We start from the raw sequence: 19,859 nt of genomic DNA on the forward strand, positions 1-19,859 counted from the left end.
ATCAGAAAATTGGTATCTTTTTACAAGGGCCACAGGAACGCCATTTAACAGGGAAATTCTAATGCAAAGGTCGTTGGCATATCATTAAGCCATCATTAAGGTATAAAATTCCAGGCCCATTTCTATTGATTTGAGCCGTAACGTCAGTGGGGGGGGGTACTATCATGGAAAAGGGGCTCGGAACATCTGTCATATCCACAATACTTGTGTTCATGCTGCTATCGGGAGCGTTCATCGTCATGGCCACGGACACCGTATCCGCGGACCAATCTGGCGACTATACCTATTCACAGAGTGGCGGTCTGGCCACGATCACTGGATATACTGGTGCGGGCGGGGCGATCACCATCCCGGCCACATTGGACACCTATCCAGTTGTGTATATCGGGGACGAAGCGTTCATGATGAACACCAACCTGACCTCCGTGACCATACCGAACAGCGTAACGAAAATCGGACAGTATGCGTTCGCCGATACCATACATATGACTTCCGTGACGATCGGAAGTAGCGTTTCCAACATAGGAAATGAAGCATTCTATAGCGCCGTGGCTCTGGCCTCCGTGACGATTCCAAGCAGCGTCACGATAATAGGAAACTATGTTTTCGTGTACTGTAATAATCTGACAGCGATCAACGTCGCCGTCGCCAACCCGAACTATGCTAGCGTTGATGGCGTTCTGTACAACAAAGCCGTCACCACATTGATACAATGCCCGTGTGCAAAGGCAGGGGATCTCACGGTCCCCGGCAGCGTGACATATATTGGAAGTAACGCGTTCCTCACCTGCAGAGCTTTGACCTCCGTGGCGATACCGAACAGCGTCACGAACATCGCGAACAATGCGTTCTCGTCCTGTACTGCCCTGACGGCGATAAACGTCGCTGCCGGCAACCCGAACTATGCCAGCGTTGATGGCGTTCTATATAACAAGGCGCTCACAACGCTGTTAAAATATCCAGGTGGTAAGACGGGGGCTTTCACCGTCCCTGACGGCGTGACCTCGGTCGATACATATGCATTCTCTACAAGCATTCACCTGACCTCCGTGACCATCTCCAACAGTGTCGTCACCATCGGGACCTATGCGTTCAGCTACTGCGTTAACCTGACCTCCGTGATCATCGGAAGTGGTGTGACCTCTATGGATGTAGGAGCATTCCAATACTGCTCGGCCTTGACCTCCATGACAATACCGGCGGGCGTTACGACCATCTCAGATACTGCGTTCATCTTATGTACTGCCCTGACCGCGTTCAACGTCGCCGTCGCCAACCCGAACTATGCCAGCGTTGATGGCGTTCTATATGACAAGGCGCTCACCACGCTGATACAATATCCAGAGGGGAAGGTGGGGGCTTTCACCATCCCCAACGGTGTGATGGTGATCGGTAACTATGCATTCTCCTCCTGCTCACACCTGACCTCCGTGGTCATCGGAGACGATGTCACCACCATCAATATGCACGTGTTTGCCGAATGCATCAACCTGACCTCCGTGGTCATCGGAGAGAGCGTGACGTCAATCGGAACCTATGCGTTCTTGGATTGTTATAAACTAACGTCTTTGACCATCGGCAACAACGTCACAACGCTGCTGAACTATGCGTTCTGCTTCTGTACTTCCTTATCCTCCATCAAGCTCCCTGACAGCATCACCACCATTGGGCCGGGAGCGTTCTGGGGCTGTGCTGCCCTGACCTCTATCGCGATTCCAAATGGCGTCACGACCATTGGCAACAATGCGTTCGCCGAATGCATCAACCTGACCTCCATCATGTTCATAGGGCTAGGAGCGCCGACCACGGTCGGGGTCGATTGGATTATAGACACGGATCCTGGAATACAAGGTCACGCCTATGCCGCCTCGAACTTCCCCGCACCGGGAAACGATTTCCATGGATTGGTGATGGGAACGGTCCTGTCCATACTACCTAGTGCACCCACCGGCCTCACCGCCACCCTGAACAACACCCAGGTCGTCCTGACGTGGAACGCCCCTACCCTAGATGGAGGCGTTCCGATCAACGACTACCACTTGTACCGGTCCACGTCCCTCAACGGCACCTATGAACTGATAGCTGCGCCAGCAGGATTGAACTATATTGACGAGGACGTGGCCGACGGTCAGACCTACTGGTACAAGGTCAGCGCTTTGAACGCGAACGGGGAAGGAACTAAAAGCGCAGTCATCTCCATCGATGTACCTGGCAGCTCAGCGAGCGACAGTACCATGTTGCTGATTGTGGCAGTGATCGCCATCGTGGCAGTACTAGGAGTCGTGGCGTTCCTGTTCCTGCATCGGAGGAAGTGAACATCGCACGAACAAACCCTTTCCCAATTCCATTTTTTGATAAGACATGTATCGCCAATACGTTATAAAAAAATAAAATGGAAAAGATTTTAAGCCGGTGCAAAAACACCCCTGATTGAAGCATCGTATCGATAAGCTGGCGTGGTCATAGTGCGTACCCCTCCAGCCTAACCCCATCGATATATCTCTAAAACCTTATATTGCTCAATAATCGATCAGGGGAATGTTGCATTGCCGATGAGATCTCTGTTGGTCCTGTTCTCATATCATCATCACAACACCGAAAAGGTCGCCAAGGTCTTCGCCGAGGTCCTTGGCGCGCAGATAAGGACGCCGGAGCAGACCGACCCCGGGGAGCTTCAGCAGTACGACCTGATAGGCCTCGGATCGGGGATCTACGGCGGAGAGCATCACCAGGACCTGCTCGACCTGGTCGACAGGCTTCCCCAGGTCTTTGACAAAAAAGCGTTCCTTTTCTCGACCAGTTACGATAGAAGAATCGACCTGGTCCACTCGTCGCTAAGGAAAAGACTGGAATCGAAAGGCTACATCATCGTCGATGAGTTCAATTGTGGAGGTTTCAACACCCATAGCTTCCTAAAGTTGTTCGGGGGACTGAACAAGGGCCGGCCCAACCCCGAGGACCTCAAACGGGCGGAGGAGTTCGCCCAGGGCCTAAAACTAAAAATGCAGACCCCCCCATGAGATGGCGAGCGCGCCGCCTGCAACGTGTTTAAGATGTGAATAACAAGTCATTCACAAAGGGGGATAGAATGGGAAAGTGGAGCAGGAGCGTCGCCTTAACAAAGATGAGCTTCCGGGTGATCCGCAAGGACAAGGAGATCCTGTTGTTCCCGGTGATGTCCGGGCTGGTATCGATCATCGTAATGGCCTCGTTCTTCGGTTCCTGGTTCTTCCTGAACGGCTTCGACATCGAAGGGATGCAGAACAATTACCTGCTCTACGTGTTCCTCTTCCTCTTCTATCTGGTCAGCTACTTCACGGTCATCTTTTTCAACGTCGCGTTGGTCGCTTGCTCGATGAAAAGATTGGAAGGCGGGGACCCCACGGTACGTTACGGCCTGGGCTTCGCCGCAGGCCGTTTAAAGGTCATCCTGAAATGGGCGCTCGTAGCGGCGACGGTCGGACTGATCCTAAAATCGATAAGCAGCCGGTCAGGCGCTATGGGGAAGATCGTCATCGGTTTCATTGGAGCCGCTTGGTCTATAGCCACCTATTTCGTCGTGCCGGTCATCGCCTTCGAGGACGTCGGGCCCTTCCAGGCCATAAAGAGAAGCCTCGGGATCCTACGGGGGACCTGGGGCGAGGGCCTGCTCTCCAATCTAGGCCTGGGCCTGATCTTCTTTGCTCTGGCGCTTCTCGGCCTTGTGCCCATCGTGCTCGTCATCATCTACGGCAGCCTGATGATGATACTGATCGCTATAGTGGCGGTCGTCCTGTACTGGGTGTTCCTGGGGGTGCTCTATTCCACCGCCTCCACGGTACTATTGACCGCCCTGTTCCGTTTCGCCACTACCGGCAAGGTGTCCGAGGACTTCCCCGAGGCGGTGGTCAAGAACCCCTGGACCGCCGAGCAAGCGGGCTGGAAGTAGCCCGCTGACATTACGACGAGGCCATGCCAATCATTAATAACCCCACTCATCAATAAAATCCCAGGGGGTTCAAATGGAGCGAGGCAAGACCATCCATTTGATACTGGTATGCGCGGTCGTGCTGTTGCTTGTGTTGAACGTTTTCCAGTTCATGATCAATTCCAACAACGATGGAGTGAAGCAGGAGGACGTCCCCGTTCAGATAGCGGACCTCAAGGGGGACGACTGGGTAAGCTTGGTCGGCGAGACGGTCACGGTCGAAGGGTATTATGTGAAGAACAACGGTATGGGAATGCTGATCTCCGACCCCTCCCTGACCCAGATCAGACGAGCATTGAACACCTCGGAGCTCCTCCGGATTGACGCCCCGTTGCCCGATGATGCGGTCCAATTCGGCAAATACCTGATCAAGGGAAAGGTGTTCGAATCGGCCAACGTGGACGAGAAGGTCTACCTCGGGACTGACAAATATACTTTGGTACTGCTTCCGCTCGTCGACCCGCCCTTGTACGTCATCGACGTTCCGCTACTGATCCCGCCCGAACACTCAGCGACGAAATAAGCCGTGCTCATCAGTGGGGGAGTTTCGACAGAGGATGCCTGGCCATCGTTCTGGAACGACCTAGTGCTGGTCTATTCTGTCCTGGTCCAGAATTATAGCTATGATCCGGAGAACATTTATGTTATCTACAACGACGGTGTAGGCGCGGACGGTCAGATACCGATCGACTGCTCCGCCTCATCCGCCTACGTTAGTACTATTTTGGACAACCTGGCCGAGGTCACGACAGCAGAGGACACGTTCTTCTTCTATGCTACGGACCATGGTAGTTGTGCACCAAGTTGGGGGAATGAGCCGAGCAACGACCAAGGAAATGATGAATACATCGCCCTTTGGCACGATAGCTATGTGGATGACCTACTGAACACAAAGCTCTATGATATCGACTGTGAAAAGGCCATCATCATCTTGGACCTGTGCTATTCGGGCGGTTTCACCTGGAACCTTCACGGGCATAGCAACCGAATCATCATGACCGCCTGCCTAGAAAGTCAGGGTGCGGTCGACAATCCTAGCATTCCGAACGGAGACTTCACCTACAACCTCATGAACGCGTTCAAAAATAGCTATTATGGGCTCATAATAGCAGACATGGATTTCAACGGCAAGGTCTCCGTGGCGGAAGCCTTCAATTACGCCGCGTATTACTCGGTCCCATATCAGACCCCGACCTACGACGACAATGGCGACGGTGTCTCGCACAGCGGCTTCATCCCTAACGGTGGGGTGTCGGGCGACGGGATATTGGGGGACATCTACCTCTGAGCAGGAGAGGCATAGGATGATGCCTTGGGAAGTCTACTCCCTCGATATGCGAGAGGAGATCAGGGCCTTCATCGAGATGGTGGCGAACCGAAGGTCGGCGCAGATCCTAAAGGTCATTCCCGACGTCGAGATAAAGCTGGCCATGGACGAATCGGGGCTGCGGTGCGCCCTGCAGGTGTTCAAGAACGGAGAACTGGAACGCCTGGAGTTCATCGAGTCGGAATCGACCGCCGGGCAGCTGAGATATTTTGACGATTACATCGACGTGGGCAAGAGCATCGGGACCCTGGTCCTGTTGTTCCCCGAATCCAAGTTCTCCCGCGACATGGCCTCGGGGATCTATCAGAGCATCATGAAGGAAGTGCGCGATAAAGCGGAACGCGAGGTGAGCTTCCAAGGGTTCGTCTATGATGACCGGGGGAACCTGAAGAAAGCAGAGTGAGCAATTTTTTACATGATCGTGCATCGACTTTTTTAACAGCAAAGCATTAATTCCTCTTCCAAACAATGTTAATTTAACTCATTTTTTATTTAAAAGTGAGGGGGAAATTCATCGTGGATAAGAGACTGGGGTCGTATGCGATACCCATGATTTTAGTGTTCATGCTGGTTATAGGTGGGTCCTTCATCGTTACTACGGATCCAGTGGACGCCGCAATAGAGGGGGATTATGAATACACAACGAGCGGAAGTCCTACCGTCGCAACTATCACTGGGTATACTGGTGCTGGGGGAGCGATCACTATCCCGGACGTATTGGGCGGCTATCCGGTCGTGGCCATCAATGATTCTGCGTTCTACATATGCTACTCCTTGACCTCGGTGGTCATCCCTGACAGTGTCAAGACCATCGGGAACGAAACGTTCTGTGGGTGTAATGCAATGACCTCTGTGACCATCGGCGACCATGTCATCTCCATCGGGAAAGAGGCGTTCAGATCATGCCACCATTTGACCTCATTGATCATTCCCGACAGGGTCACTTCCATCGAGGACCGTGCGTTCGAAAATTGCTACGCAATGACCTCCTTGACCCTCGGAAGTGGCGTAAGGATCATTGGATCAGGGGCGTTCACCTCTGATCCGCTGACCTCTGTGACCATACCCAGCGGTGTGATCTTCATTGGTGTTAATGCGTTCAGCAACTGCAACCTGATGACCTCGATAGATGTTGCCCCGAGCAACGTCAACTATGCTAGCGTCGATGGGGTGCTTTACGACAAGAACATAACCGCTCTGATCCAATGCCCTGCCAGCAAAATTGGGACGTTGACCATCCCCAGTAGCGTCACCTCGATCGGTAACTATTCATTCAATTATTGCTCCCTGAACTCCATCTTCATCCCCGACAGCGTCACTTCGATCGGGATGGGAGCATTTTACATGTGTAACCATCTGACCTCGATCACCATTCCCAGCAACGTTAGGACCGTCGGTTATAATTTGTTCTATTCCTGCTCAGCACTCTCATCCGTGACCTTCGCCTCGTCCAACAACCTCATTCGTATCGGGAGCAATGCCTTCGATCACTGCACCAACCTGACCTCGATCACTATCCCTGAGAGTGTTTATTTCATCGATCAATATGCGTTCTCTTTCTGCACCAACCTGACCTCGATCATCATCCCCGACAACGTCACCTTCATCGGACCGTATGCCTTCGATCACTGCACCAACCTGACCTCGATCACTATCCCTGACAGAGTTACTACGATCTATTCGCAAACTTTCAATTTCTGCACAAATCTGACGTCCGTGGTCATCGGTAATGGTGTCGTCGGCATATACTCCATGGCGTTCCGATACTGCTCATCAATGACCTCTATCACCATCCCCAGCAGCGTCAATGTTATCGGAGGATATTTGTTCCAATTCTGTTCCGCCTTGACCTCGATAATTTTCACAGGGCTTGTTGCCCCGACCTCTGTTGATGAGCATTGGGTGTTCGGTACTCTCGCAGGAATAAGAGGTCACGCCTACACCACCTCGAACTTCCCTGCCCCCGGTAACGATTTCCATGGGTTGATGATGGGTCTGAACATCCCCTTGACCTCTCCGGGCATTCCGAAGAAGCTCACCGCCATCGGGGGTGTCGCAAAAGTGTTCCTGACATGGTCTGCTCCTTCTGAAACTGGTGGAAGCAATATCACCGGTTATAACGTGTACCGGTCCCTGACATCCGGTGGCCTATACTCGTTGATATCCTCACCCTCGGAACTGAACTTAACCGATACAGGCCTGACAAATGGTCAGATATACTGGTACAAGGTCAGTGCCGAGAACGCGATGGGTGAGGGCGCCAATTGCACCGCGGTCAATGCGACCCCGTCGTCTGTGATCACGGTCCCCGGAGCACCGCAGAACCTTGCTCTGGATAAGGACAATAATACGGTCGATGTGACCTGGCAGGCGCCGATCAGTGACGGCGGGAGCACGATTATAGGCTATAGGCTGTACCGGTCGACCTCGGCCCATGGTATGTATGTTCTCATCGCCTCGCCCTCGGGCTTGAACTACACCGACACGGGGCTGGTCAACGGAACGTCCTACTTTTACAAGGTCAGTGCCGTGAACGCCATCGGTGAGGGCGCCAATTGCACTGAGGTCGGCACCTATATCCATACGAACGAACCCACGGTCCCTGGGAACCCCGAAGGTCTTACGGCTATCGCCAACGACACCGAGGTGGTCCTGACATGGTCCGCTCCGATCAGTGACGGTGGAAGTCCGATAACCAGTTACCAGCTGTACCGGTCCACAACCTCTGACGGCACATATGCTCTGATAGCTTCGCCCTCGGGGCTGAACTTCACAGACACGGGGCTAACCAAGGGCCACACATATTGGTACAAGATTAGCGCCTTGAACGCGGTCGGGGAAGGGGCCAATTGCTCTGCCATCGCCGTCGACATTCCTAGCGATAGTTCATCGAGTGACAACACGATGTTGATCATCGGGGCAGTGATCGCTATCGTCGCAGTGCTGGCGATAGTGGTGTTCCTGTTCCTGCGTCGGAGGAAGTGAACAAGGTCCGCATAGTTCCCAACCGATAGACGACGACAGATATCATGCTGGCCATACTCAGATGCGAGAGCATCCCTCTGCACCATTTCGATGTTCTGAAACGGTCAGCGCAAGGTCATCATCGTTTTCGTAGAGAGTTCGCCACGAAAACCGTTAATCACCGTTCCGCCTTCAGGTGCCATGGACCTCCGCCACATCCTCGGTAACAGCGCGGTCATGATGACGCTGTCCTTCATTATCGCTCTAGCGGTAGGGGGCTTCCCCAGCGGTATCGTCCTCACCAACAGCAACATCGCCATGATCTCGCTGATGGTCATGATGTCCTTATCGCTGACGAACTTGCGGCTGCGCGGGTTGAAGGTCACCGACCACGCCGTTCCTATCCGAAGGGCCTTCCTGCTCTCCATGGTCCTGGCCTCCGGAACGACTGTCCTCATGGCCTTCCTGTTCCAGGGGGACCTGCGGGCGGGCTGGATAATCGTGGCGGCCGTGCCGTCCGCCGTATCGGTCGTCCCCTTCACCTACCTGATGAAGGGGGACCTGGAACCTACCTTGGTCTCCACAACGGCCCTGTACGTCATCGCCTTGGCCTTCACCCCCCTACTAACGCTCGTGTTCCTGGGGCAGGCCATCGACGCGGTCTTGCTGCTGACCTACGTCGGCCTACTGATCCTGCTGCCGATGTTCGTTTCCCGTCCTCTGCGGAGTTTGAACATCAACCCGGAGAACAAGACGGCCATGATCAACATCGCTTTCTTCGTGCTCATCGTGGCCGTCGCCGGTCCGAACCGCCAGATATTCTTCGGCGACTGGGCGCTGCTCTCCGGGCTGCTGGCAGTAGCGGTGCTGAGGATCTTTGGCCTCGGGCTGCTCTGGAACTGGTACCTCCAGCGCAAGCACGTGCCCCGTGCGCAAAGAGTACCCGAGGTGCTGTTCTCGACGCACAAGAACACGGGAATGGCGGCGACGTTGGCCATAGCGCTCATAGGGCCAGCGGCCGCGGTCCCCGCCACGGTTTGCGCGGTGGTCGACATCAGCTGGCTGATCTTCCTATCGCACCTGGTCTTCAAAAAAGAGTAAGGTAAAGTCTTTCCTTCGTTCCCTGGCCCTTACGACTGATCCGCGATCTGGCCAGCGTGGCCGTGGTCCACGACCGTTATGACCACGTTCCCTTTCTTGTGTCCTTGCTCGACATACCTGTGCGCCTCGACGATCTGCTCCAGCGGATAGCGCCGATCGATGACGGCCTTCAACTTACTCTCCTCAGCGAACTTCTTGATAAGGGCCAGGTCCTTCCTCTTCTTCCTCTTTGACCTTAAGGCCGTGGCCATGAGCCTGGCCTTCTTCCGCCGGTCGATGAAAGTCCATATCAAGCTGACGAGGTCCTCGCGCTTGGGCAGCACCGTGAGATACACGCCCCCTCTCACCAGCGAGCCCTTGCAACGGGAGAACGTGGTCTTGCCCACCGTATCGTAGATGATGTCGTAGATTTCGCCGTTCTGGGTAAAGTCCTCTTTTGTATAATCGATGACCTTAGTGGCCCCCAAGGACCTCACCAGTTCCAGATTCGCGGCGCTGCACACTCCTGTGACCTCTGCCCCGTAACATCTGGCAAGCTGCACCGCGGCAGTACCTATGGCCCCAGAGGCACCGTAGACGAGGACCTTCTGCCCGCTCCGTATCTTCCCTTTGACCGTAAGGAAAGGCAATGCCGTCATGGCGCCGCTGGGAACGGCGACGGCCTCATCATAGGTCAGGTTGGCCGGCATCAGGAACACCACTCCTTTCTCAGGCAGGCATTTGTACTCGGCGTAGGTGCCTCCCACCAACTTGCTGACCCCGAGGACCTGATCGCCTATCTTGAATCGCTTGACGTCCTTCCCTATGGCCTCAATATCCCCAGCCAGGTATCTTCCTAGGATTCTGGGCTTCTTAGACTTCCTGTGGCCGTCGAGGCCCGATAGACCTCGTATCTCTATGTCCACTCGCGTTACGACCGTCGCATGTATCTTGATCAGGATCTCATCGTCTTGGGGAACGGGTTTCTCCTCCTCCTTCACTTGCAGAACCTCTGGTGGACCGTATTCAGTTAACACGACCGCTCTCATCTGCTGCACTTTCTCCCCATCAAGCTTATATTTTCTTGTAAATCAAAACATACAAATAATACATGTAAACATATGGTGATAATGGTGATATAGGTGAGAATAACACCAGCAAAGTGGGACGCGGAATACACCTGGCTTCGTGACGAGGACCACATACGGTCCATCGGGACCAGCCCCCTGATCACGGTGCCTAGGAATCTTGGAACAAGAAAGCACGAAGAACCTAGAGAGACTGCTGGGGTGGCCGACAGGAACGGACTGGGGACAGAACATCGGAGTTCGTCGATATTGGATATGGCCATGCAGGTCATCGGAGCTTTCATGCTGCTGACCATCCTGGGCCTCAACGGGATGCTCCTGCCCCTCTTATCGCTAGGCGTGGTCCTGTCCGGAGAAATCATTTTTATCTCCTCCCTAGGCCATGGGAGTAAGCGTAATCGGAGTGAGTGGATCAGATGACCAATGTGACCATAAGAGGAATCAACGACGAGACGTACCTGCAATTCTCCGCCGAAGCCACCCTTAGAGGGATGTCCATCGGTGACCTGACCACCCAGGCCATGAGGTCCTTCCTGGAGCAGAACAAAGGTCCTATCTATCGCATCGGTAACATGGACTGTCTCACCATAACCCGCAACGACCTGGAATCCATTGACGGGGCGGTGATCATCAACAACATCGATCGCCTAGTATTCGAGCCGGACGTGGACTGGTCGGTCATCAAGGACCATATCCAGATGATAGAAAACGTGGACATCATGGTCATCCCCAGGGCCGTATCCAAGTTCCAGATACTCACCCGAGTGAAGAACGTGGAACACATCGAGTCGGTCTGAAGAATAGAACCCCCTATGGTCAAAATAAAAGGAAGACTGGATATGTTCTATGGCGACACACTCCGAGCCCGTCATTAAGCATATCCCGACCATTCATTTACCAGATCAATTCCCTTGATCTCCCGTCAATGGTTTTTGCGGGTTCTTTTCCAGCTTGGATATGTCAAACCCCTTGTCCTGAACACGCTTGACCAGTCCTTCGTACAATGCCTCGTCCATCTGGGGCGTTCTTGAAAGGATCCAGAGATATTTGCGGGACTCGTCGCCCACCACGACGTACTCGTAATCCTTTCCCAGTTCCAATATCCAGTAGTTTCCCGCGAAAGGCCAGAAGAAGCTCACCTTAAGCTTCGCGTTCGTGGCCGTATCAACTATCCAGGCCTTGCCTTCGGCCGTGCTTAATTCACCGTTGAAATTCTCCCTATAACCCTTGTTCAACACTCTGACCTTTCCGTTCGGGAGCAGCGTGTAGTTGGCAGTTACGCCCACAAGCCCTCTCTCGAACCGCTGCGGGAACTTCGCTATCTCGAACCAGGTTCCCATGTACCTTGTCACGTCAACATGTTCTACGGTCTTTAGTTCCGGCATCATATCCGCGTCCACAGCGTCATTCGCATGCATCTATTTTGCTGGTAGAGCTTACCGTCATGACCAACATTTAATAAAAATCAAGGGGTTAAAGACCACGATCCGATTGACTAGAAGGACATGGTATATCCTGGGGGCGCTACTAGCGACCTGCATTCTCCTTCCGCTCCTGCTCAAGGTCGGGGAAATAGTCGATCTGGACACCTGGCTCTTCCTGGAGGTCCGGGAGGAGTACGAGACCAGCCTGAAGACCTTCCTGCGGTTCTTCACCGAACTTGGCTCCCTGACGGTCTGGTTCATAATCGTACCACTGCTATGGCTGGGACGGAAGAAGGAAGCGGCCATGACGCTTCTTTTCGCCTTGCTACTCGTCATATTTATTGGATTTTCGATGAAGTTCGCCGTTGACCGACCGCGACCATATGAGGTGATAGCTCACGTCGACCCACCGTATCACCTGTTCGATCCATCCTTCCCTTCCGGGCACACCATGGTGGCCTTCGCCGGCGCGGTCGCGGTAGGAATGAAATGGCGCAAGGCACTTCCCCCGTTACTGGTGTTAGCGGCGGCCATCGGTTTCAGCCGGGTGTACCTCGGCGTTCACTACCCGTACGACGTGGCCAGTGGAGCATTGCTCGGTATACTCATCGGGCTCTTGGCCGACAGTATAGACCTACATAGGCAGGTCATCTGGCTGGAGTCGCGCACCAAAAAGTTGGCCGACCGTTTAGGCCTCAATCAAAAAAAGCATCTGTCATGACCAATAGATTACCAATATTGGGCGATGGACAATAAAATAATCATTTATAAATAAAACATACGAATATGGGTTAATAACCATGATTCAGACGACCAGAGAAAAGAAGGTTCCCCTTTCCTGCTTAGCGATTTTATCATTGTTCTTGGTCGTCTCCGCAATTATCGTGTTTCCATTGGCCGTATCAGCTGATGGTGGTGAATCAGACAGTGAAGGCAGTTTTCACGTTTCCTTGATGTCTCTGGCAGCGTTCATTGGGTTCTTAGCGGCATTGACCGGAATGAGAAACTCTAGGATCAAGTCAATATCGAAACTGTTCCCGAAAATTGTCCCGAGGATATATCATCGATGGTTGAGCGTACTTTATTATGTCGTATATTTTGGAACGTTCATAGTCTGGTCGATGACGTTCTATAGCAATCGTGGCCAGATCTACTTCACTCTTCACGGGCAGGTCGGTCTTCTATCATTTATTCTAGCCATAGCTGGGATCATAACCGGACTGGTGATGTGGAAAAGACCGGCAAAGCTTTGGAGATGTCATTGGGTGTTCAACATGGCATCCTACTTCCTTATGATAGTGACGATCGTACTAGGCCAGGCCCTGGGGGATTAACCGAATCATACATTTGGGCGATTCTCTCCCGAACCCTCATGCTCAGTCAATTGCGACAACGACCTAACCGAGCATAACTGGTTTGGTAATTATTATATTCATTTGGTTATTTATAAAAAGCGTTTAGTGAGTTCAACACGTTCTATGGCCAGCCCGGTTTGGTTCAAAAATGATTGGATTATCCGTTCCTGCTCGATTTTTACGACGCTGTCGAGATTATCTGTCCTTATTCCTACTACGCCCAATATACCATTGGGGGTCCGGATCGGATAGTATTGCAGTTCGGCCGAAGATAGCGTATCAGTGTCCTTGCCCGCGGAGACACCATTGTTGAACGTCCATCTGGCCGCGGTCATCTCTTTACCGTCCATATTGAGGCCAATGCTAGCGCTGACAAGCTTCAGCTCCCCATCCCGTGGCAGTAGATATGCGGATTTGCATTGGCAGGCCCTATTAAGATGGTATTCCAACATTTCCACGACGGCCTCAATATTTGTGGCCCTGACCAGATCAAGGCTGAGCAAATACTGCGTTGACGTGTACTCGTCCCTGCGTTGGGCGGCCTTGGCATAATCTCTCGACCTTACCACCAGTAGGCTGATCACCACGCCTACGAAGAGAAATGTCAGCAACGATATCACATATTCTGGATTGCTAATCCTTAATGAAAAATAAGGATGAATAAAGAAGAAATTAAACATGATGATGCTGGCCACGGCAGTATAAATGGCCGGTAATATGCCCCACAATACCGCAGCGATGACGACGCTTATCAGGTACATCATGATGAGGTTCGTTTCCTGGAGGGTCGAACGTAGTAGGTAATCAAGGATGGTAAAGAGCAGGACCATCCAGGTACAATATGCATAAGGCTGTAACCGACCGAGATTAACGGTCGTCTTTGGTTCATTATCGTCCCCCTCCTTTTTCGTTCTCATCCGGGGATCGGTAATGACCATCAAGTCGAACTCCGTACCAAAATTGACCAGCTGATTTATCAGGGACCCAAAGATGATGTCGTGCCACCACGCGCGTCTCGATCTGCCGACGATTATTCTCTTGATATTGTTCTTTTTCGCGTAGCGGATGACCTCCTCGGCGATTATCACTCCAAACGTGGTGCTCGTCTTCGCGCCCAACGATGCCGCCAGTTTTATTCCTTCCATCGCCTGCGTTCTAGATTGTCTGGACAATCTGCTGTTCGCCAGAGTTTCGACATATATGGCATGCCATTCGGTCTTCAGCTCATCGGCCAGCCGCTTTGCGTTGCGGATGATGCGTTCGTTCATCTCCTTCGAGTTCCCAATGCAGACGAGCAACCTGTCCTTGACCGGCCACGGACCTTCGATGGAGCGTTCCCGCATGTACTCGAGCATCTGGCTATCAACATGCTCCGCCGCAATTCGCAGGGTCATCTCCCGTAAGGCGATCAAGTTGCCCTCGTTGAAGAAATGATTCAAGGCCATCGTGGCCTGTTCTGGGACGTACACCTTGCCGTCCTTGAACCTCTGAATGAGGTCCTTGGGGGGCAGATCGATCACCTTGATCTCATTGGCCTCTTCAAGGATCGTGTCCGGGATGGTCTCCTGGACCTTCACACTCGTTATCTGGGCCACGACATCGTTCATGCTTTCCAGATGCTGGACGTTGAGCGTGGTGCAGACGTCGATTCCGGCTTCCAACAATTCCTGGACATCCTGATAGCGCTTTAGGTTTCTGGACCCGCCGACATTGGTGTGCGCCAGTTCGTCCACCAGCGCCAGATTGGGGTTTCGGGCCAGAACCGCGTCGATGTCCATTTCCGTCGTGCGCAAGCCGTGATGCTCCAACTCTCTCTGGGGAACGGATTCCAACCCTTTTAGCAGCTCTTCGGTCTCCTTGCGGCCGTGCGTGAGAACGCAGGCGACGACCACATCGACGCCTTTTTTTTGCTGCCGATGGGCATCTTCCAGCATGGCATACGTCTTCCCAACGCCAGCAGAATACCCTAGAAAGACCGTCAATTTCCCCTTCTTCTTCTTGCGCTCCTCGTTCTTCGCGATATTGAGGAAATATTCCGGCCGCGGTCTCTCACCGTTATGATTGTTATCGTCGGCCGTCACATCAACGCCTCCGCGATAGGTCCTAAGACCAGTGTCAGGAAGTAACTTAGTGCGCCGAACAAGATGACGACCCCTAGCAACCAGATCATGAATGTAAGAGTATGAGTGGGCAGGGTACCTGAGGTTTCCGGGACCACCTTCTTCTCGCTTAGACTACCGGCCAAGGCCAGCGTCAAGGCGATGATACCGAAGCGACCGATCAGCATGGCGATGGCCAAGGCCAAGTTGTAGAACGGTGAGTCTGCCGCCAATCCGGCGAAAGCGCTTCCGTTGTTGTTCGTCGCCGAGGTGAAGGCGTACAATATCTCCGTGAAACCGTGCGGGCCAGCGTTCAATACCGCCACCCTTCCCTCCGGGATGGTCACGGCTATGGCCGTACCGATAAGCACCGTGGCTATCGGCAATAACAAAATGACCGTGCACAGCTTCATCTCGTACGGTCCGATCTTCTTACCTAGATATTCCGGCATGCGGCCGATCATGAGCCCCGCAATGAAGACCGCCACTAGGACGAAGATCAGCATCCCATACATGCCCGAACCTATGCCCCCGAAGACCACCTCTCCGAACTGCATCAGGAGCAATGGGCACATGCCCCCTATCGCCGTGTACGAATCCAACATGGAATCGACGGCGCCACAGGATGTAGCGGTCGTGGATATGGTAAACAAGCACGATGGTACTACTCCGAACCTCAGCTCCTTCCCTTCCAGATTGCCTCCGGACTGGTAGATGGTCGAAAACTGTGAAACACCGGTCATGTTCGAGATTGCGGGATTACCAGAGTTCTCCGCCCAGACGATGGCGCAGGAGAAGGCGATAAAGAGGATGGACATCACTATCAGAAGAGCATAACCCTGGCGCTTGTCCTTGATCATCCTGCCAAAGGTGAAGCACAGTCCGACCGGTATCAAAAGAACGACCAGGGTCTCTATAAGATTGGTCAACAATGACGGGTTCTCGAACGGATGGGCGGAATTAGCATTGAAGAACCCCCCGCCGTTGGTGCCAAGCAGCTTGATGGCCTCCTGGGAGGCGACCGGACCGATGGCTATGGCCTGTGTCGAAATTAGATCTCCGGTAGAATTCGTGAACGGTTGAATAAGATTAGCGACCATCGCTCCATCAAGCGTTTGCGCAGTACCTTGGGACACCAAGATCAGAGCGATGATGAAGGCTATGGGCAGCAGGAGCAGCGTCGCCCTGGTCATGTCGACCCAGAAGTTGCCGAGGTCCTTTACGCTCCTGTTCCGTATTCCGCGGATCAAAGCGATCAGCACTGCCAGCCCGGTTGCTGCAGAAAGGAAATTTTGTACCGTGAGGCCGACCATCTGGGTGAAATAGCTCATGGTCGTCTCACCGGAGTACGATTGCCAGTTGGTGTTCGTAACGTAGCTCACAGCGGTGTTGAACGCCTGGTCGATCGATAAGGAACCAAGCCCGTCCGGGTTCAGCGGAAGGATCCCCTGGAACATTAATATCAACATGAGCACGATGATCCCCAGGCCGTTGAACAACAACAGGCTAAAGAGGTAGGTCCTCCAGCCCATGCCCTTCCTGTCGATCTGGGCCGGTCTGTAGATCCGGTTCTCTATCCAACCGATAGCCCTGGTAAACCGCCCCGGCCGGTCATCATAGGTATTGGATATGAGCGTGCCTACCAGCCAGGCCAGCGGCCCGATGATCACTATGAATAGAATTATGTAAAGCCAGTCTGAAGGCGTGATCCCTAGGAACGCAGCGTTTGACGATATATTCGAGAGATCGAGGGATGCGGTTTCATTGCCGCTTCCCGCTCCGGCATCCTCCGCAGCATTGAGGGCCAAATTGAGCTCGAGGACGTTGACCAACTTATCACCGGTTATATCGATCGTGACGCTGGCATTGATGAGCGACATAACATAAGGCTCATTCATGCCCCTCTCTCTGGCGACCCTCGGCAATTGATATATCGCCGCCGCGTAACTTATGTCTGGATCGAGCCCGCTCGCAGAAGCGGTCACCAGGTCCGAAGGTATCGGATAGGTGTTGTTAGAGTCCGCGGCATGCAAGGCGTCGATCCGTTCCTGGACCACGATCTGCAGATCGGTGCTGTTCGCGGCAAAGTTGGTACCGCCGGATGTACTGGCGTTATAATCAGTGGCCGAAAGCCTTCCCCAGAAATACTCCGGGTCGCTGAACCACTGCCCTATCAGCTCGGAACCGACCACCGTACCGTTCACCACTATCTGGCTTCCGTTCGCCTCATGCGGGAATGCGAGTTGAGCGATCCCGGTCACTGCCAGTGGATAAACGACGCCAGTGACCAGGGTCATTATGAGAAAGAGGACGAGGGCTGGCCGAGCCTGCTTCGACAAGGTCCTCCTCATCGTTCTGAACCGTTCCGACATCGGTGTCCGGCCTTTTCCCTCACCCCCGGTCAAATGCTCGCCCCCATCAGACTTAGTGCAATGTCGATCAGCTTGATGCCGATGAACGGGACTATTATTCCGCCCAGACCGTAAATGAGGAGGTTCTTGCGCAGCAGCTGCTCGGCGCTCATCGGCCTGTACTTGACCCCGCGCAGGGCCAACGGTATCAACATAAGCAATATGAGGGCGTTGAATATCACCGCAGCCAGGATGGCGTTGTGCAGGTCCATGAAGTTCAACGCCTCCAGCGCTGGATAGGTCGCGGCAAAGGCCGCCGGAATTATGACAAAATACTTCGCCACGTCGTTGGTTATGCTGAAAGTAGTCAAAGCGCCCCGGGTCATCAGGAGCTGTTTGCCAGTTTCCACAACCTCGATAAGCTTGGTGGGATTGCTGTCGAGGTCGATCATATTGGCCGCCTCTTTGGCGGGTTGAGTGCCGCTGTTCATGGCCACGGCCACATCGGCCTGGGCCAAGGCTGGGGCATCGTTAGTTCCATCACCGGTCATGGCCACTAACCTCCCCTCGTCCTGATATTGCTTGATCAATTGGATCTTGTTCTCAGGGGTCGCTTCGGCCAGAAAGTCATCGACCCCGGCCTCTGCGGCTATGGCCGCCGCGGTCAGTTTGTTATCACCAGTGACCATGACCGTCATGATCCCCATACGTCTAAGTTGAGAGAACCGCTCCTTTATCCCCGGCTTTACCACATCCTTGAGATGAATGACCCCAATGGCCTTACCGTCCTTGGCGATCACCAGCGGAGTACCTCCAGACCTGGCGATCTTATCGACCTCCTCCTTGATTCGATGTGGGTACTGGTTCCCACATGACATGACATATCTTTCTATGGCGTCGCTGGCCCCTTTGCGTATGGCACTTCCGTTGAGATCGACCCCGCTCATTCTGGTGTGGGCTGTGAACGGTATGACCTTCATCTGGTCCAGTTCATCGGGCTTTACGAGGTCCTCCTCCCTGATCCCATACTTTTCCGATACCAACGTCACTATGCTCCGCCCTTCTGGCGTATCATCAGAAATGGACCCCATTAACGCGAGACCAACTACGGTGTTCTTTTCTTGCTCATCCAAGGCGATTATGTCCACCGCCCGGCGGCTGCCGAAGGTTATGGTCCCGGTCTTATCCAACAGCAGAACGTTCACATCGCCAGCTGCCTCTATTGCTTGGCCGGAAGAGGCGATGACATTCTTTTGGAGCAAGCGGTCCATCCCGGCGATCCCGATGGCACTGAGAAGTCCGCTTATCGTTGTGGGAGCCAGACATACTAACAAGGCGATGGTCACGGTCAGAGAGATCGGATCACCGTATCCGGTGGTATAAACGGCATAGGCGGAGAACGGTATGAGCGTGGCGCATACGATAATGAATATTACGGTCAGGCCGACGAGAAGGGTGTTCAAAGCGATCTCGTTGGGGGTCTTCTTTCTCTTTGCCCCCTCGATCATGGAAATCATCTTGTCTATGAATCCTTCACCCGGGTCGGACGCGGTCCCCACGACCAACCAATCAGAGAGTAACTTGGTCCCCCCAGTGACGGTACTTCTGTCTCCCCCCGATTCTCGTATGACCGGGGCGCTCTCACCGGTGATGGCGCTTTCGTCGATGGAAGCGGCACCCTCCAATATCTCTCCATCACTGGGGATGACGTCGCCCGCTTTTACATAGAAAAGGTCGCCCTTCCTCAAATCGGACGACGAGCAGGCGGAACAATCCTTTTCAGATGGTTCGATATCCCTGGTGACATTGTAATCAGGGCGCAGCTTCCTTGCACTGATGGTAGTTCGCATCCGTCGTAGATCGTCCGCTTGGGCCTTTCCCCGGCCTTCTGCCAAAGCTTCGGAGTAATTGGCAAAGATGACCGTGAACCATAGCCCGATCGTGATCGGACCGATGAAAAATGATGATGAACCAACATCCTCTGACAGTGAGATAAAAAATAGGATCGTGGTGATGGCGCTCCCTATCTCCACCACGAACATCACGGGATTTCGGATGGTGCTCCGGGGGTCGAGCTTGATGAACGACTGAAGGAGAGCCCTCTTCAATATGGCGTTATGCTCCTCCTTGCTCAGGGTCTTGCTGCGCTTCTTGCGTTTTGCATCTGTCCCGTCTTCTATGTCAACTGAGGTCACTTTATTCAC

At 53.4% G+C, this 19,859-nt stretch carries 17 protein-coding genes; 12 read left to right on the forward strand and 5 right to left on the reverse strand.

Annotation, left to right across the window (positions count from 1 at the left end; genetic code table 11):
- The first annotated feature begins 164 nt into the window (after positions 1-164).
- From NT131_06570 to NT131_06605, 8 genes are all read left to right on the forward strand, one after another.
- Positions 165-2,315 (forward strand): fibronectin type III domain-containing protein, encoded by a 2,151-nt coding sequence (locus NT131_06570; GenBank protein MCX6651300.1) that lies wholly within the window; start codon positions 165-167, stop codon positions 2,313-2,315.
- A gap of 237 nt (positions 2,316-2,552) precedes the next feature.
- Positions 2,553-3,020, forward strand: a complete 468-nt coding sequence (locus NT131_06575) for a flavodoxin family protein (GenBank protein MCX6651301.1) — start codon at positions 2,553-2,555, stop codon at positions 3,018-3,020.
- A 68-nt stretch (positions 3,021-3,088) separates the two neighbouring features.
- Positions 3,089-3,928 carry a DUF6159 family protein gene (locus tag NT131_06580; protein MCX6651302.1) on the forward strand — a complete coding sequence of 280 codons (840 nt, stop codon included), beginning with the start codon at positions 3,089-3,091 and terminating at the stop codon, positions 3,926-3,928.
- Positions 3,929-4,001: 73 nt separating this feature from the next.
- Positions 4,002-4,490, forward strand: a complete 489-nt coding sequence (locus tag NT131_06585) for a hypothetical protein (protein ID MCX6651303.1) — start codon at positions 4,002-4,004, stop codon at positions 4,488-4,490.
- A 3-nt stretch (positions 4,491-4,493) separates the two neighbouring features.
- Positions 4,494-5,255: a hypothetical protein gene (locus NT131_06590; GenBank protein ID MCX6651304.1), complete on the forward strand. Its 762-nt coding sequence runs from the start codon at positions 4,494-4,496 to the stop codon at positions 5,253-5,255.
- A 16-nt stretch (positions 5,256-5,271) separates the two neighbouring features.
- Positions 5,272-5,697, forward strand: coding sequence for a hypothetical protein (locus tag NT131_06595; GenBank protein MCX6651305.1), 426 nt, complete (start codon positions 5,272-5,274; stop codon positions 5,695-5,697).
- A gap of 113 nt (positions 5,698-5,810) precedes the next feature.
- Entirely contained in the window at positions 5,811-8,279 is a 2,469-nt protein-coding gene (locus NT131_06600; GenBank protein ID MCX6651306.1) for a leucine-rich repeat protein, read from the forward strand.
- 180 nt (positions 8,280-8,459) lie between these two features.
- Entirely contained in the window at positions 8,460-9,359 is a 900-nt protein-coding gene (locus tag NT131_06605; protein ID MCX6651307.1) for a hypothetical protein, read from the forward strand.
- A 29-nt stretch (positions 9,360-9,388) separates the two neighbouring features.
- On the opposite strand, the gene NT131_06610 is transcribed toward NT131_06605, so the two are convergent.
- Entirely contained in the window at positions 9,389-10,339 is a 951-nt protein-coding gene (locus NT131_06610) for an NAD(P)-dependent alcohol dehydrogenase (GenBank protein ID MCX6651308.1), read from the reverse strand.
- A 141-nt stretch (positions 10,340-10,480) separates the two neighbouring features.
- Between NT131_06610 and NT131_06615 the strand changes: the two genes are divergently transcribed.
- Both NT131_06615 and NT131_06620 read left to right on the forward strand, forming a co-directional pair.
- On the forward strand, positions 10,481-10,846 hold the full coding sequence (locus NT131_06615; protein MCX6651309.1) for a hypothetical protein: 366 nt from the start codon (positions 10,481-10,483) through the stop codon (positions 10,844-10,846).
- On the forward strand, positions 10,843-11,223 hold the full coding sequence (locus NT131_06620) for a hypothetical protein (GenBank protein MCX6651310.1): 381 nt from the start codon (positions 10,843-10,845) through the stop codon (positions 11,221-11,223). The genes NT131_06615 and NT131_06620 overlap by 4 nt, the downstream gene beginning before the upstream one ends.
- A gap of 105 nt (positions 11,224-11,328) precedes the next feature.
- On the opposite strand, the gene NT131_06625 is transcribed toward NT131_06620, so the two are convergent.
- Positions 11,329-11,844 carry a lipocalin family protein gene (locus NT131_06625; protein MCX6651311.1) on the reverse strand — a complete coding sequence of 172 codons (516 nt, stop codon included), beginning with the start codon at positions 11,842-11,844 and terminating at the stop codon, positions 11,329-11,331.
- A gap of 73 nt (positions 11,845-11,917) precedes the next feature.
- On the opposite strand from NT131_06625, the gene NT131_06630 reads away from it, so the two are divergent.
- Entirely contained in the window at positions 11,918-12,571 is a 654-nt protein-coding gene (locus tag NT131_06630; protein MCX6651312.1) for a phosphatase PAP2 family protein, read from the forward strand.
- 79 nt (positions 12,572-12,650) lie between these two features.
- The gene (locus NT131_06635) at positions 12,651-13,184 is read left to right on the forward strand and encodes a hypothetical protein (protein ID MCX6651313.1); all 534 of its coding nucleotides are present in this window, start codon (positions 12,651-12,653) and stop codon (positions 13,182-13,184) included.
- 110 nt (positions 13,185-13,294) lie between these two features.
- On the opposite strand, the gene NT131_06640 is transcribed toward NT131_06635, so the two are convergent.
- From NT131_06640 to kdpB, 3 genes are read right to left on the reverse strand one after another with little or no spacing between them, the layout of a single operon-like run.
- Positions 13,295-15,286, reverse strand: coding sequence for a DUF4118 domain-containing protein (locus tag NT131_06640; protein ID MCX6651314.1), 1,992 nt, complete (start codon positions 15,284-15,286; stop codon positions 13,295-13,297).
- Positions 15,283-17,709, reverse strand: a complete 2,427-nt coding sequence (kdpA, locus tag NT131_06645; GenBank protein MCX6651315.1) for a potassium-transporting ATPase subunit KdpA — start codon at positions 17,707-17,709, stop codon at positions 15,283-15,285. Before kdpA ends, NT131_06640 begins: the two co-directional genes overlap by 4 nt.
- Entirely contained in the window at positions 17,706-19,850 is a 2,145-nt protein-coding gene (kdpB, locus tag NT131_06650; protein ID MCX6651316.1) for a potassium-transporting ATPase subunit KdpB, read from the reverse strand. The genes kdpA and kdpB overlap by 4 nt, the downstream gene beginning before the upstream one ends.
- Positions 19,851-19,859 lie beyond the last annotated feature (9 nt).

Source organism: Methanomassiliicoccales archaeon, from assembly GCA_026394395.1.
In the GTDB taxonomy this organism is placed as follows: domain Archaea; phylum Thermoplasmatota; class Thermoplasmata; order Methanomassiliicoccales; family UBA472; genus UBA472.

Coding starts and splice junctions, on each gene's coding strand:
- NT131_06585 (MCX6651303.1), top strand. CDS start 4,002: ATGGAGCGAGGCAAGACCATCCATTTGATACTGGTATGCGCGGTCGTG.
- NT131_06605 (MCX6651307.1), top strand. CDS start 8,460: ATGGACCTCCGCCACATCCTCGGTAACAGCGCGGTCATGATGACGCTG.
- NT131_06575 (MCX6651301.1), top strand. CDS start 2,553: ATGAGATCTCTGTTGGTCCTGTTCTCATATCATCATCACAACACCGAA.
- NT131_06635 (MCX6651313.1), top strand. CDS start 12,651: ATGATTCAGACGACCAGAGAAAAGAAGGTTCCCCTTTCCTGCTTAGCG.
- NT131_06625 (MCX6651311.1), bottom strand. CDS start 11,844: ATGCATGCGAATGACGCTGTGGACGCGGATATGATGCCGGAACTAAAG.
- NT131_06595 (MCX6651305.1), top strand. CDS start 5,272: ATGATGCCTTGGGAAGTCTACTCCCTCGATATGCGAGAGGAGATCAGG.
- NT131_06570 (MCX6651300.1), top strand. CDS start 165: ATGGAAAAGGGGCTCGGAACATCTGTCATATCCACAATACTTGTGTTC.
- NT131_06620 (MCX6651310.1), top strand. CDS start 10,843: ATGACCAATGTGACCATAAGAGGAATCAACGACGAGACGTACCTGCAA.
- NT131_06580 (MCX6651302.1), top strand. CDS start 3,089: ATGGGAAAGTGGAGCAGGAGCGTCGCCTTAACAAAGATGAGCTTCCGG.